The organism is Sphingomonas sp. GW821-FHT10F11 (genome assembly GCF_058809095.1).
In genome coordinates, this window is the sequence record NZ_JBXASH010000007.1 from 134797 (window position 1) to 148530 (window position 13734).

The following is a 13734-nucleotide window of genomic DNA, read 5'->3' on the forward strand; positions in this document are numbered from 1 at the left end:
ATGCCGGGGCGCAATCTCGCACGCGGCCTGGTAGCGGTGCTTGCGGCAGGCCTGTTGTGGCTCGTGCTGGCGAACGGCGTCGCGGCGGGCATGTCGCTGGGCGGTAATCATGCCGGAGCGGCGAGTCTTGCGCCCGATGCCGAACGTCTGTCGCTGCGGGCCCAACAGCTCTATTTCGAGAAGGATTATGGCGGAGCGCTCGCGCTCGCGCGTCAGGCCTTGCGTCTGTCGCCGATCCAGACCCGTGCGATCCGCGTCGTCGGCATGGCTGAACTGGCACTGGGCCATGAGGAAGCCGGCCTCCGCGCGATGAACGCCGCGGCGCTGGGCGGATGGCGCGACAACCCGACTCAGCTCTGGACCATGCAGATGGCGCTGTACGGTGGCGACGAAGACACTGCGATGCAGCGCGCCGATGCGCTGGTACGCCGTGCAACGGTACCCGATCAGGTGTTTGCTGCGTTCCGCGCGATGGCGGGCGACGACGCGTTTCGACGCAGCCTGATCGGCCGGCTCACCGACCAGCCGGACTGGCGCGAACTGATGTTCCTCGATCTACGGCGCAGCGCGGCGGCCGAACTGCCCGGCGTGATCGCGCTGATCGGCGAGATCGACCGGACATCCCAGCCGGTCAGCGACCGCGAGCTTTTTCCGTTGGTCGAGCGGCTGCTCGAACTGGGGCAGATCGGACCGGCCTTCGATCTATGGCATGCAAGAGCGCCACGCGCCGGGCGCCAGTCGGGCAACCAGGTCTATGACGGCGGTTTCGCGGTGGCGCTCGCGCGGCGTAGCGCACCTGCCATGCCGCGCTTCGAATGGGCAATCGACCCCGATGCGACCGGCCTGGCAACGGTCGAGCCGGGGCCCGATGGATCGGGCGCAGTGCTGCGGGCGCGAAGCGACGCCGGGGTCGCAGCAACGCTGGCGACCGAGACGCTGGCGCTGGCGCCGGGAGGCTATGCGTTGACCATGGACATCGCTGCTCAGAGCGAACCAGACATCGCCGGTTTCGCGATCGTCGTCCGCTGCCCAGAAAACGCTCTCGACCTGACGAAACGGGTTCCATATCTTCGGGCCCTTGGCAGCGACCGGCTGCACCTCGCTACCGCAATCGACGTTCCCACCGGCTGTGCGCGTCAAGAACTCGTGATCCGCGCACGCGGCGGCACACCGGTTGGTGCGACGATCGAGATCGACAATGTCGCGATCCGGCCAGCGGGATGACGGAATGCCCCGCCTGTCCTCGCGCGGATTCGATTCGCGGAGCGGTGCGATGAGCGCATGCCGTGCGATTGATGCCGTCGAGTTGAACAATATGGTGACGCCGTACACGCGGCGGCTGTTCGATCGGTTGAGCGCCGATGGTCTCGGCTTCGCAGTGGTGTCGTGCACACGCAGCGAGCGCAATCGGCACTGGCACTTCGCCGGCGAGAGCGGCTTTCCGCACGAGGTGCTGCGCGGATATTCGGTCGAGGTCGGGCCGCGCCGCTTTGCGTACCTCAATCATGGCATCTTTCGCACACTGTCACGGTTCAAACCCGATCTGCTGGTGCTGAACGGCTTTTATCCTTCGATGCTGCTCGGCCTTGCCTGGGCCCGGCTGACCCGCACGCCGGTTGCGCTGCGCGTCGATGGCGGGGTGCGCGACATGCCGATGAGCGCCTATCATCGGCTGTTCCGCCCGCTGGTGCTGCGCCAATGCCGTGCCGTGCTGACCTGCGGCGCCAAAGGCGCGGCATTCTTCCGCGCCGCAGGCATCGACGAGCGACGCATCTTTCATATGCCGCTGGTGCCGGCCTGGGATGGCCCGAGCGATGTGCCGGACATGGCATCGCGAGGCCATGACCTGCTCTGGGTCGCCGAGATCAGCAACGCGGTGAAGAACGCCAGCTTCTTCGCGGAGGTCGCGACGCGGCTCAACCAGATGCGACCGGGTTTGCGCGTCCGGGTGGTCGGCACGGGACCCGATCAGCAAGCGATGATCGCGGCGCTGACCGAATCAGGCGTCGCCTTGCAGCACGATGAGGCGGTGCCGTGGGACGAGATGCTGCCCGTGTTCTGCGACGCCCGGCTGATGCTGCTGCCGTCGCGGCGCGAACCCTGGGGGCTGGTGTGTAACGAAGCGATGCAGTGCGGCACGCCATGCCTGGTCTCACCCTTTGTGGGGGCCGCCGACGATCTGGTGATCGACGAGGTGACCGGGCGGGTGTTGCCGTTGGACGTGGAGCAATGGGCACAGGCGGCCTCGCGATTGCTCGATGATCCGGCAGCGTGGCATCGCCTGTCGGAGGCTGGGCGGGCTGCGATGGCCCGGCGCGGGTTGGACGCGTCGGCCACGGCCTATCGCGCGATGGTCGCGTTCGCGTCCCATGCCGATGCCGGGCGGCTGTCATGATCTACCCATCGCTTCCCGCGCCGCTCGATCTCGGCCATCTGCGTATCAACGGCGCCGGACTGGGCAATTGCCTGTTCGCCTATTGCCGCGCGGTGCTGCTCGCCGACCGCGAGAGCCGCCGCGTGATCGCCCCGGCGTGGCGGTCGCTGGCGCTCAACGCCAAGCTGCGCGGCGACGGCGGAATTCGGCGCTATCACACGATGCTCCGCCCGCACGCCGACGAACTCGCCGGTGTCGCCAAAGCCGCGGCGCTTGCGGCACTACTGCCGCGCGCCGAACATCGCATGGCGCGCGCCGACAGCTCGCCGCCTGCCACCAGTCGACCATTGATCGTCCTGCGCAGCGATGATTTCAGCTTTACCGACCTCCGCCCGCATCGTGCACGCTTGCGCCGCCGACTGGTCGAGATCATGCGCCATCCGCCGCTCCAGGCGCTCGATTGGGGCGCCGGGCAATATGTCGCCGTCCATGTCCGGCTCGGTGATTTCGATCCGTCATCGACGGGTCGACCGGACGAGCGCCACGCAGCCAATACGCGTCTGCCGCTCGCCTGGTATCTGGCCGTCATCCGGCGACTGCACGCGTTACGACCGCAATTGCCGGTCAGGATCTTCTCGGATGGCAGCGATGCCGAGCTGAGGCCGCTACTCGCGCTCAGCCATGCCAGTCGGGGGCGTTCGAGCGACGATGTCAACGAACTACTCGCGATGGCGGGCGCCACGCTGTTCGTCGGCTCGCATTCGACATTCTCGCGCTGGGCGGTGTTCCTCGGCAACATGCCGGCGATCTGGCATGCCCCGTCCGAACGGCGCGACAGCCCGGCCGATGCCGCCGTTCCCGTTTATCACATCGCAGATGCCGCCACGCTAACGGAGCTGGCGGCATGAGCGCGTTCTTCGCTGATCGGGAACGGCGCAAGCTGGGGTGGTCGCTTGGCGCCAATCTGCTGACGCGCATCTCCAGCCTGGCGATGGTCTTCCTCATCCTGCCGCTGCTGATCGCGGGCCTCGGGCCGGAACGCTATGCCGCACTATTCGCCGCGCTCGCTGTCGGCGTGCTGGCCAGTATTCCGATGGGCGGCACCGGCATACTCGGCGTGCGATTGATCGGCGACGCCGCCTCGCGCGGCGACCGCGCGGGCGAAGCGGCGGCTTTTCTCGGCTTGGCCATCGTCAATTTCTCGCTCGCCTTCGGCCTGATCATACTGACCGTCATCTTCATGATCGGGCGCGGCAATAGCCCGGCCCTGGTTTGCGTGGCGCTGCTGCCGATCGTTCAGGCAGCGTGCAACGGCACGTTCGACAATGCCCGGCTGGCCTATAACGAGCATTATTGGACCGCCGGGCTGGGGCTCGGGTTGCAGCTCTTCTGGTACGCGCTGCTGCTGCTCGCCCCGCCCTTCCGGCATCACGTGCTGCTCGCCGCGACCGTTTTCCACGCGCCGACGACGGTCGCGAGCATCGCCAATGGCGCGTTGTTGCTGCGCGCGCGGTCCTATCTGCTGCGCGGACGTGCCGTCGATCCCCGCAAGATGTTGCGTACCGGCGCGTCGTTCGGCGCGGCAGAGGGGCTGCTGATGGGCGCGCTCAGCGTCGTGGTGATCTACCTCCAGGCAACCTCCACCGCATCGGTCACCGCGTGGTTCGCCACTCAGAACCGGCTGTTCCAGATGTGCCTGACACCGTTGATGATGGTCCTGATGCCGCTCGGCGGCTTCGTCCGGTTGAAATGGGCCGACGCTGGCGACCGCCGCCAGCGTGACGCGATCAAGGCGGCCTATGCGGCCGGGGCGGTGGCGTTGATCGGCATTGCCGGCGGGTTGAGCGTCATCGGGCCATTCTACGCGCAACACTGGCTGCATCTCTCCCCACCGGCCGGTGGCTGGCTGCTCATGCCGTTATTCGCGCTGTTCGGCGCGATCACCTTCTACCGCTGCTTCGCGGCGATCGCCTATCTCGTGCTCGACGGAGTCTGGCTCGCGCACCGGGTCATCGCGGCGGTGCTGGCCGCCGGGTTCGCCTGGCTGGTCGCGACGCGTTTTTTGCCGCCGGTGCAAAGTTTCGGCGTGTTCGCCGCAGTGACGACGATCCTGATCGTCGCCGCCTTGTCGCGAAGTGCGCGTCATACGCTTGCCGGACGCCCGGCGTGACAGCGCAGACGAGCACCGACATTCTCGGCACGCCGATCGCCGTCACCGATCTCGCGGGCGCGACGGCCCATCTGCTGCAACGCGCGGCGGCACGACGTGGCGGTTACGTCTGCCTGCGTGACGTGCATGGCCTCATGCTGGCGCGGCACGACCCCGAGTTCCTCGAAATTCATCGCGACTCGGCAATGAACCTGCCCGACGGTTTGCCGCTGGTTCATATTGCCCGTCTGCGTGGCCATCGCGCGACGGGCCGTGTCGCCGGCGCCGATCTGGTCGAGGCTCTGGCCGATGCCGGGCGCGGCACCGCATTGCGGCATTATTTCTATGGCGGCAAACCAGGTGTTGCCGAGAAAATGGCCGCCACATTGACCCGTCGCTTTCCCGGCATCGTCGTGGCTGGCTACACCTCGCCACCGTTCGGCGAGATCGACGAGGCGGCCATGGCGCAAGCGCTCGCCGCAATCGTCGCTGCCCGCGCCGATGTGGTCTGGGTCGGCCTGAGCACGCCAAAACAGGAACGCTGGATGCACCGCTATCACCAGGCGCTTCCCGGCATGACGCTGATCGGAGTCGGCGCGGCATTCGATTTCATCACCGGCGAGGTCAGGCGTGCGCCACGCTGGATGCAGCGCGCGACGCTTGAATGGCTGCACCGGCTGATTTCAGAACCGCGCCGACTGTGGCGTCGCTATCTCGTATTGGCGCCGCGCTTCGTCTGGCTGATCCTGACCGAGCGGAGGAAATGAACGCGCTGACTGTCATGGAGCCGATCGCGGCGCCGTCACCCGTCACCTCCGGGATCGGGCGGCCGTTGCTCAATTTCTGGGTGTTCGGCGCGCCCTATCTGGTTTCCGTCATCATCTTCTTCGTGATGATCGCGAATGACAATCGCATCTATGCGCCGATCTTGCCGGCGGTCGCGACCGCGGCAATGGCGGCGATCACTATTTTGATCGCGGGCCGCCTGCCGGAGATCAACCGACACGTGGTGATGTTCATGGTGGTCTATGGCGCCATCGGTGTGTTAAGCGTGCTGCTCAACCAGAACAACGACGCCTTCGCACTGCGCAAAATCGGCCTGCCACTGGTGTGCATGGCTCCGGGAATCTTTCGCTTCTACGCCACCGGGCGACAGCTGCTTGCGTTCCTCGCCGCGCTGGCCGTCGTGGCGCTGATCTTCACCACCCAGACCGGCGACGTTGAGGCGGGCGGCCTCCTGTCGACCGACTCGCCTTATGAATCGATCCTGAGCGTCACGTTCGGCGCGTTCGCAGTATGGCTGGTGGCCTTTTCGCGCCTTGGGCTGGCGGCACTCGCTGGCATCGCCTGCGCGTTCTTCTTCAAGCGCAACGCGATGGGCGCCGCGCTTGTCGTCACGATGCTCCTGCTCCCCGTGCAATGGCTATGGCGCGATCGGGCAGTGCCGGTGTTGCGACGCATCCTGCTCGGCACGATGGCGACGATGGCATTGCTCGCCTTTTACCTTAGCGACCTGTTCAGCTTCATCGCGACGAATTTCGTGCGTGATTATGACGCCGCCTATATCAGCGTCGGCCGAGCAGCGATCTATGATCTGATCATCCATGATTACGCGCGCAGCAGTTTGCGCGAGCAATTGCTCGGACATGGTGCCGGCGCGGTCGAGACATTGGTCACCACGGCTCGCACGCTGCCCGTGGGGCCGTTGTTGGCGCATGACGAATATCTCAGCTGGCTCTACGATTTTGGCCTGGTCGGGCTGGTCGTCCTGCTCGTCATGCTCGTCCGCCTCGGCCGCAGCGGCAACGCGGCAGTCGCCGTGCTGTTGTTCATGTCCATCGCCATGACGGCGGAGAATTTCTTTCTCATCTCGTTCAACTGCCTCGCTGTGTTCGCGCTGATCTCCACGCACATGATCTCCTCTCGCCGCGCCGGCGACGGATAGAATGCGCATCATCGTGCTCCACAACCGGTACCAGACACCGGGAGGCGAAGATGTCGTGGTCGCAGCCGAAGTCGCGCTGTTGCGGGCGCGCGGCCATGCAGTGACGCTGATCGAGGTCGACAATACCGCGATCGCCGGGCCGATCGCCAAGGCACGCGCCGCCTTCGGCACACCCTATCGTCCGGCTCGACGCACTTGGGCGCGACATCTGGTCGAACGTGCCGGCGCCCACATCGTCCATGTCCACAACTTCTTTCCGCTGCTCTCGCCCAGCGTGATCGACGGTGCGCGCGAGGCCGGAGCGGCAGTCGTCCAGACCTTGCACAATTATCGCGCGATCTGCGCCAACGGCGTGCTGATGCGCGACGGTGCGGTGTGCGAACGCTGTGTCGGCCGGGTCGGCTGGCCCGCGCTACGCCACCGCTGCTATCGCGGCTCGGTCGTCGGCTCGGCGGCCGTCGTGGCGATGCAGCAGTTGATCCGTCGCGGCGACATCTGGGATCGGCCCGGTACGCGGCTGATCGCCTTGACCGAGTTCGCGCGCACGAAACTGATCGAGGGCGGACTGCCGCGCGATCGGCTCGTCATCAAACCGAACTTCGTCGAATCGGTGGCCCGGGCCGACCTCCCGATCACGCGTGACGGCATCTTGTTTGTCGGGCGCCTTGTCCGGGAAAAAGGCGTCGATACGCTACTGAATGCGGCGCGCCTCCTGCCGCACCATCGCTTCACGGTCATCGGCGGTACCGAGGATGGCCGTTGGCGCGCCGCGGCGCCGACTAATGTCACTTTCACTGGCGCCTTGCCGGCCCAGGTCACCCGCGACCGCATCGCGCGCGCCGCGCTGCTGGCGATTCCGTCGCTGTTGTTCGAAGGTTTCCCGATGACCTTGCTCGAGGCGTTCGCCCGTGCGACTCCGGTCGTCGCGTCGCGCATCGGCTCGCTGGCGGAACTGATCGAGGATGGTGTGACCGGTCGCCTGTTCCCCCCGGGCGATCCAGCGGCGTTGGCAAGGACGATCGAGGCGATGCTGGCCGATCCCAACACCACTAAGCAGATGGGCGAAACCGCTCGCGACCGCGCCGACAAATGCTACGATCCCTCGACCAACGCTGCAATGCTGGAAGCGATCTATGCCGAGGCCCTCGCCGAGGCGACGCGGCGTTGAGCCGATCCCCGCTCCACCTGCTGCTCGCTCTGGTGGCAACCGCAGCCAGCGCCACCGACAAGGTTCCATCGGCCACCAACGACCTGTTGACGCTGCAGCGCCTCGATCAGCGCGTTGCCGATATCGGTTACCGGCTGACCCTTGCCGCAACGCCCTTTTGTCGCGAACGGATGATGCTCTCGGGTGTCGTCCTGCACGGCAGCGAGGAATATGGGCCAGAGAGCCGAGACGATGCGCGACGGACGTTTGGGCTCGACGACTCGCTGGCGGTGCTAGCCGTCGCGCGCGACAGCCCGGCGGAAGCTGCGGGCCTGCGCGTGGGTGACGCGATTCTCGCGGTCGATGGCCGCGAGGTACCGTCGCCGGTAACCGGGTTGGTCCCGACCGCGCGGGTCGAACTGATCACGCGGGCGATCGAGCACAGCACGGCGACAACACTCGACTTTGCCATTCGGCGCGGTGGCGCGCATCGGCGGATCGTCTTCGTGCCCGAGCAAGGCTGCGTCACGCACTTCTGGGTGCGCCCGTCATCCCGTCTCGCTGCGGAGGCTGACGGACATGATGTCGAGATCACCAGTCGCTATGTCGAGCGCGCCACCGATGATGCCGCGCTCGCCATCGTGCTGGCGCACGAGTTGGCGCACAATATCCTCGCCCATCGCCAGCGGCTCGCCCGGCTCGGCATGCATCGCGGTTTCGGCCGATATTTCGGACGCAGCGCCAGGCTGAGCCGCGAGGCGGAGCTGGAAGCGGATCGGCTGAGCGTACCGATCATCGGTTGTGCCGGCTATTCGCTCGATGACGCGCTGGCATTCCGCGAGCGATTGTGGCGCGATCCGCTCGCTGATGCGCTGTTGCGCGCGCCGGATCATCCCGCCGCGCGTCAGCGGCTCGATGCGATCCGCCAGGCGATCGCCGCGTTTCGCGCCGACCCCGCGCCGTGCCGGGGTTAGATTCCCTCACGGATCAGTTGATGATCGGGCAGCGCCGCAACCTTCGCATCAAGCGTCGCATAGGCTTCGCGTATCCGCCCGACAAGATCGGGATCAAGATCCGTGGCGGAACGCTCGACCCGTCCGGGTAGCGTCACATCGAACCCTACAAAGTCGCCGAGCATGGCACGCCGGTCCCACAGCGCGTCATATTTCAGGCTCAGCATATCGGCGCCGCGCAGCGCCAGCCAGGCGTCGATCTGCTCTTCGAGGCGCAGCACGTCGCACTCGAGGATCGCGTCCAATCCCGCGCGGCTGTGCATATGCCGCAGATGCTCGGCAATCCACGCCTCGCCCTCGGTCACCCGACAGCGCAGCACCGACAGCACGACGTCGGACGGACGGCCGAACAGGAACAGGATGCGCATCGGCTGATCGAGCGCGAGTTCGTACGGAAAATCATGCGTCTTGTAGATCCGGCCCGACGCGAGCCGCGCGCCCTTCAAGTCCCAACGCATCGCGCTTACGCGGCGCCAGTCGGTCGGGTGATAATCCCCCAGCAAGGCACGCGCGCGGCTACGGATCAGCGCGTCCCATAACAGGCTCGAGCCGACGCGACCGATGCTCGCACACAGGATGGGCGGCGTCCGCTCCGCATCGCCAGTCGCGCGCGCGAAGCGAAGCGACCGTACCGGCCGTTTCAGCAAAACGCCGAAGCGCCTGATCTCGCTCATCAGCCATCTGTCCCTACCCAGCGAGCACGAGCCAGTGTCAAGCTTCCGGGGCACCAAATCAATGCGTCACGAGCGTTCAGCGGTTTCGCAATGGAGGGTCATGGATACGGCCAGCCGCGATGATGCTTTCCGGGACGCCAACCCACTCTTATCGGGCGGCCAGCACGACGCTTTGGTCGCGCCAGCCGCAAACCTTTTTGTTGTCAGTCGTCTCCGTCATTCTCCACCTTGGGATCAATATTGACGTCGGTATAACCGTTGCCGCTGTTTTTCATGCGAACGCCGAGACCATATTGCTGGACCATGCCGGGGCCGCCCTTGGGCACGCCCTGCAGGATCACGCTGACAGCCATATGGCTGTTCTCGAAACCCGTGACCCATTCGGCCTGATAGATGAGGTCGGCATCGCCGTCCGCCTTCACCACACCATTCGCGAACTCGTGCGGACCGGTCTTCACCACGAGGAACTCCGCCTGTTTGTCGAACATCTCGAAGATCACCAGGGCGTCGTTCGAGCTATTGAGCTTCAGGTTGAGATCATAGCCGAGGGTGCCGCCGGGCACATGGGGAGCGGTCGACGCGGCAAGGATATGGGCCTGAGCCAGATCGCCCTGCCTGATCGGCAACGGCAGGTCGAGCCGCCGCACCTGGATGTTGAACGATTTGGGATTGCAGTCGATGATGCGCACGACGAACACGATGTCGAACGAATCCGATCCCGGCCATTTCGTCAGCGGCACGGGATCGGGGAAGAACATGATCCGCGTCATGAGGTCGGTATCCTTCGCCGAGACTGCGCGGGGGATGATGTCGATATCGGGCATGACGATTTCCTTCCTTATCAGTGAATTGATACGCTGGACTCACGACTGCGAAGGTCATCGCAGAGCCGTTTCTGGTCGCCCCTGGCCGACGTCACACCAGGATCGGCACAATATCGAAGCGCGGAAACCGTGATTGCCCGGTCCCCTGGCACCCCCGCCGATCCACGGTCGAAAAGGCTGGAAAGGCGGATCGTCACGGATGCCAACTGCCGTGCGACCGCCTGATTTTCCGGATCGCGTAGCGCGAGAATGCCTATTGCAGCCCTTGCGCCCCTCAGGCGTTCAACGGCCGATGTCCGACGACCAAGTACGACGTCCAGTCGAGCCAGCCCAACCGATGATCCGACCAAGTCCCGCTGGAGCTTGGCATTTTTCGGATCCGCCGCAGCAAGCCGTTCGAGCAATACCCGTTCCTTCAATCGCTCGGCATAGGCCTGATCCGTATGGCCGAGATCCCGCACGGAATCCGCCAGCCAGCCATGCGCGTCCGCAAGCGCGCGCAACACGCCCGCATCATCCGGAGCAAGCTCCATTGCGCTTTCGAAATAATCGATCGAGCGCGCGAAGGCCGATCGAGCGAGATCGAATCTTTTCTCCGTCCTGAAGGCGAGTGTCCCAAGGTTGCTCTCCGCATAGCCCCCTTCCATTTGCCAATCCTTCTTGCGCGGGTCGGCAACGATCAACTGACGTGCCAGGTCGGCATATCGCTCGAAATGCCGACGCGCCGCAGCCGCGTCGCCGGCATTCAGCGCCGCATAACCGACCCAATATTCGCTTTGCGCATGCGCATAGATGCGGCTGACATCATGAGGGCTTTGGGCTAGCAGCATCGCGGTGGTGCGGTGCGCCTCGCCAAACTTGACGAATGCGACCTGATGGCGCCCGGCATCGTCGTCGTCCTCGCCCATCGCAAGGAGAATGCGCGACCGACGCATCAAGCTGTCCGGCGGCAGACGCGAGAGATCGCCCTGCGACGCATAATAAGTCATCGCGCGCCGGTTGGTCTGCTCCATCACATCGAGCCTGCCGACACCACGGAGCTTCTCTCGCAGATCCGTCAACATGAACTCGATCAGCCCTTCCGCCTGGTTGCGCTCGCTCACCGCCTGTGCCCGCGACACCAGGGCGAATGCGGTGATTGCGATCATCATTAACGTGATGGCTACCGCGCCGAGCGTGATCGCCATCACGCGCCGCAACCTTCGCTGCGCATCGCGCTGGACCAGCGCGTCGAGCGGCACGCCGGCCAGGCCGGCCACGATCTTCAGAAAGGCGAGACGCTCTCCGTCTCCGTTCGGACGGAAGTCCGCGGCAAGAGGCTCGATGCCACCCACGACCAACGCTTCGGGCATCGCAGCGCTGGGCTCCCCGCCCGCCAGAGCGACCAGAATCGGAGCCCTTGGATGAAGCTCTCGGAACAACTCGATCTCGCGCGTGACCCAATGCGAACCCACCGCGTCGGGCGATGCGACCACGATCAGGGCCGACGACGCCGCGATCGCCTCACGCACCGCCGCTGACAAGTCCTCCGCGGCGGATAAATCGTCGCGATCGCGAAAGATCGGCCCGATCCGCCCCTGCCCTTGTCCCGGCAACGGAGCGACCCGATCCGCCAGTCTTCGGGGAAGCCGATAGGCTTCGAGTCTTCTCTGGAGTCGCGCGGCAAAGGCCGTGTCGGCATGGCAATAGCTCACGAAAGCCCGAAACGGCCTGACCGAGTCCATAAGATGCCCCCCACATAGTCCCCGTCAGGGAGCATGCGCCGACTGCCGGGGCCGCCAAGGGAAAATAGCCCCGATTCGGTTTAATCGATCGGAGCATCGGGCGATGGGCATTGCGCCAGAAAATCCGGGAAATCAGCCCATTACGGTCGCTATGCCGCTCCGACCCCATCTTCCTGCGACCAGTGCGCCTCTTCGATTTTCTTCCAAATCCGATGCATCGTCGCGCGAAGCGCCCCCAGGCCGACGCGGTCGGTGGTTTCGCGCCAGCGATCCGCCCGATCGAGCAACTGCGCGACGCGCGGCCCGGGCGTCTGTTCGGCACCCCAGCTCGTCATCGCATTGGCATTGGTCAGCGCCAGCGACAGAGCCGCCACGCCGATGGCGATCGCCGTCCAACGCAGGGCATTTTCTTGCCCGGCCGGGCCGGGCAGGTCGACGGGGAATTGCTGCGTCCTGGACATGTTCTGCACCTAGAAGCGGTAATAGATGAACGGCGCGACGCCCTCGAAACGCATCGCGTCGATGACGAGGATCAGCGCGGCCAGGCCGACACCGACCAGCGGTGCAGGCATGGTGCGGATACGGATGGCCATGCCGCCCATCCACCGTGTCGGTACGGCATGGATTGCCAGGCCGAGGCCTATCAACAGCACGATCAACGGCGAGGCGGTGAAGCCGGCCGGGCTGCCGAACGGGTCGAGCATCCCGCCAAGATACACCATCGCATCGGCGAAACTCGCCGCTCGGAAGAAGATCCAGCCGAGCAGAACGACATGGAAGGTGAGCAGCAGCTTCGCCCAGACCGGGAGCGGTGGCCAGTGCTTCGGCGCGTGGTCGGCCCAGAAGCGCTCCACCGCAAGCGCGCCACCATGCAGCCCGCCCCAGATGACGAAGGTCCAGCTCGCGCCATGCCAAAGGCCGCCGAGCAGCATCGTCAGCATCAGGTTGCGATAGGTGGCGATCTTTCCGCCACGGCTGCCGCCCAGCGCTTCGATATAGAGATAGTCGCGCAGCCATTGCGACAGGGTGATGTGCCAGCGCCGCCAGAAGTCCTGCAGCGACGTCGCGCGATAGGGCTGGTCAAAATTGCGCGGGAAACGATAGCCGAGCAGCGCCGCGAGCCCGATCGCCATGTCGGTATAGGCGGAGAAGTCGCAATAGATCTGCACCGCATAGCCATAGGCCGCGAAAACCAGGTCCAGCGCCGAGTGCGAGGCGGGATCGGCGAACACCGGATCGACGAAGCCGACAGCGAGCTCCGAGGCGATCACCGTCTTCTTGAACAGGCCCCACACGATCAGCAGCAATGCCATCGAAACCATCGAGCGATCGAGCTTCGGCCGTGACTGGAACTGCGGCACGAGATCGGCCGCGCGGACGATCGGCCCGGCGACGAGATGCGGGAAGAAGGACATCAGCAGCAATATGTCGAGCAGCGCCGCTGGTTGGACGCGCCGGCGATAGACATCGACGACATAGCTGATGCCCTGGAAGGTGAAGAAGGAGATGCCGATCGGCAGGATCACGCGCAGCATCGGCAAGTCGCGCTCGAAGCCGATCGCGGCGAGCGTGGCGCCGACTTGTTCGGTGAAGAAGTCGAAATATTTGAAGAAGCCGAGGATGATCAGATTGGCCGCGACGCCGCAGAGCAGGAGCAGCTTGCGCCGATCGGCGAAACGATCGCTCGCCAGCCCGGCCGCGACCGCCCAGTTCATCAGCGCCGAGAAGATCAGCAGCGGCACGAACCGCCAGTCCCATGCGCCGTAAAAGACCCAGCTCGCCACGAGCAGCAGGATCTTGCGCCACTCGTTGGAGCGCACCGACCAGACCAGGGTGAAGACGAGGAGGAAGAAAACGCCGAAGGTGAGCGTCGGAAACAGCATG

General features: G+C 65.3%; 13 protein-coding genes. 8 read left to right on the forward strand and 5 right to left on the reverse strand.

All coding sequences use genetic code 11. The features are described from left to right. From AC1RT8_RS19240 to AC1RT8_RS19275, 8 genes are read left to right on the forward strand one after another with little or no spacing between them, the layout of a single operon-like run. Positions 1-1224, forward strand: a complete 1224-nt coding sequence (locus tag AC1RT8_RS19240; protein ID WP_493077518.1) for a hypothetical protein — start codon at positions 1-3, stop codon at positions 1222-1224. 49 nt (positions 1225-1273) lie between these two features. After that, positions 1274-2395: a glycosyltransferase family 4 protein gene (locus AC1RT8_RS19245; protein ID WP_493077520.1), complete on the forward strand. Its 1122-nt coding sequence runs from the start codon at positions 1274-1276 to the stop codon at positions 2393-2395. After that, positions 2392-3282: an O-fucosyltransferase family protein gene (locus AC1RT8_RS19250; protein WP_493077522.1), complete on the forward strand. Its 891-nt coding sequence runs from the start codon at positions 2392-2394 to the stop codon at positions 3280-3282. The genes AC1RT8_RS19245 and AC1RT8_RS19250 overlap by 4 nt, the downstream gene beginning before the upstream one ends. Then, on the forward strand, positions 3279-4544 hold the full coding sequence (locus AC1RT8_RS19255; protein ID WP_493077523.1) for a hypothetical protein: 1266 nt from the start codon (positions 3279-3281) through the stop codon (positions 4542-4544). Before AC1RT8_RS19250 ends, AC1RT8_RS19255 begins: the two co-directional genes overlap by 4 nt. Next, the gene (locus AC1RT8_RS19260; RefSeq protein WP_493077525.1) at positions 4541-5290 is read left to right on the forward strand and encodes a WecB/TagA/CpsF family glycosyltransferase; all 750 of its coding nucleotides are present in this window, start codon (positions 4541-4543) and stop codon (positions 5288-5290) included. Before AC1RT8_RS19255 ends, AC1RT8_RS19260 begins: the two co-directional genes overlap by 4 nt. Then, positions 5287-6468 carry a hypothetical protein gene (locus AC1RT8_RS19265; RefSeq protein ID WP_493077526.1) on the forward strand — a complete coding sequence of 394 codons (1182 nt, stop codon included), beginning with the start codon at positions 5287-5289 and terminating at the stop codon, positions 6466-6468. Before AC1RT8_RS19260 ends, AC1RT8_RS19265 begins: the two co-directional genes overlap by 4 nt. A gap of 1 nt (position 6469) precedes the next feature. Next, on the forward strand, positions 6470-7636 hold the full coding sequence (locus AC1RT8_RS19270; protein ID WP_493077527.1) for a glycosyltransferase family 4 protein: 1167 nt from the start codon (positions 6470-6472) through the stop codon (positions 7634-7636). Further along, entirely contained in the window at positions 7633-8589 is a 957-nt protein-coding gene (locus AC1RT8_RS19275) for a PDZ domain-containing protein (protein ID WP_493077529.1), read from the forward strand. Before AC1RT8_RS19270 ends, AC1RT8_RS19275 begins: the two co-directional genes overlap by 4 nt. On the opposite strand, the gene AC1RT8_RS19280 is transcribed toward AC1RT8_RS19275, so the two are convergent. The 5 genes from AC1RT8_RS19280 to AC1RT8_RS19300 all read right to left on the reverse strand — a co-directional run bounded on the left by AC1RT8_RS19280 (position 8586) and on the right by AC1RT8_RS19300 (position 13733). Further along, positions 8586-9302 carry a hypothetical protein gene (locus tag AC1RT8_RS19280; protein ID WP_493077531.1) on the reverse strand — a complete coding sequence of 239 codons (717 nt, stop codon included), beginning with the start codon at positions 9300-9302 and terminating at the stop codon, positions 8586-8588. The two genes, AC1RT8_RS19275 and AC1RT8_RS19280, sit on opposite strands and share 4 nt — an antisense overlap. A gap of 203 nt (positions 9303-9505) precedes the next feature. Next, positions 9506-10126, reverse strand: a complete 621-nt coding sequence (locus AC1RT8_RS19285; RefSeq protein WP_493077532.1) for a hypothetical protein — start codon at positions 10124-10126, stop codon at positions 9506-9508. A 17-nt stretch (positions 10127-10143) separates the two neighbouring features. Then, positions 10144-11850, reverse strand: a complete 1707-nt coding sequence (locus tag AC1RT8_RS19290) for a toll/interleukin-1 receptor domain-containing protein (RefSeq protein ID WP_493077534.1) — start codon at positions 11848-11850, stop codon at positions 10144-10146. 149 nt (positions 11851-11999) lie between these two features. Next, a complete protein-coding gene (locus AC1RT8_RS19295) occupies positions 12000-12311 on the reverse strand; it encodes a hypothetical protein (RefSeq protein WP_493077535.1) in 312 nt (103 codons plus the stop codon). A gap of 9 nt (positions 12312-12320) precedes the next feature. Beyond that, a complete protein-coding gene (locus AC1RT8_RS19300) occupies positions 12321-13733 on the reverse strand; it encodes an MBOAT family O-acyltransferase (protein WP_493077536.1) in 1413 nt (470 codons plus the stop codon). Between the last annotated feature and the right edge of the window lies 1 nt (position 13734).

Excerpts from the sequence above, each read along its gene's own strand:
- AC1RT8_RS19240 (WP_493077518.1), top strand. The coding sequence starts at position 1 with ATGCCGGGGCGCAATCTCGCACGCGGCCTGGTAGCGGTGCTTGCGGCA.
- AC1RT8_RS19245 (WP_493077520.1), top strand. The coding sequence starts at position 1,274 with ATGAGCGCATGCCGTGCGATTGATGCCGTCGAGTTGAACAATATGGTG.
- AC1RT8_RS19250 (WP_493077522.1), top strand. The coding sequence starts at position 2,392 with ATGATCTACCCATCGCTTCCCGCGCCGCTCGATCTCGGCCATCTGCGT.
- AC1RT8_RS19255 (WP_493077523.1), top strand. The coding sequence starts at position 3,279 with ATGAGCGCGTTCTTCGCTGATCGGGAACGGCGCAAGCTGGGGTGGTCG.
- AC1RT8_RS19265 (WP_493077526.1), top strand. The coding sequence starts at position 5,287 with ATGAACGCGCTGACTGTCATGGAGCCGATCGCGGCGCCGTCACCCGTC.
- AC1RT8_RS19270 (WP_493077527.1), top strand. The coding sequence starts at position 6,470 with ATGCGCATCATCGTGCTCCACAACCGGTACCAGACACCGGGAGGCGAA.
- AC1RT8_RS19280 (WP_493077531.1), bottom strand. The coding sequence starts at position 9,302 with ATGAGCGAGATCAGGCGCTTCGGCGTTTTGCTGAAACGGCCGGTACGG.
- AC1RT8_RS19285 (WP_493077532.1), bottom strand. The coding sequence starts at position 10,126 with ATGCCCGATATCGACATCATCCCCCGCGCAGTCTCGGCGAAGGATACC.
- AC1RT8_RS19290 (WP_493077534.1), bottom strand. The coding sequence starts at position 11,850 with ATGGACTCGGTCAGGCCGTTTCGGGCTTTCGTGAGCTATTGCCATGCC.
- AC1RT8_RS19295 (WP_493077535.1), bottom strand. The coding sequence starts at position 12,311 with ATGTCCAGGACGCAGCAATTCCCCGTCGACCTGCCCGGCCCGGCCGGG.
- AC1RT8_RS19300 (WP_493077536.1), bottom strand. The coding sequence starts at position 13,733 with ATGCTGTTTCCGACGCTCACCTTCGGCGTTTTCTTCCTCCTCGTCTTC.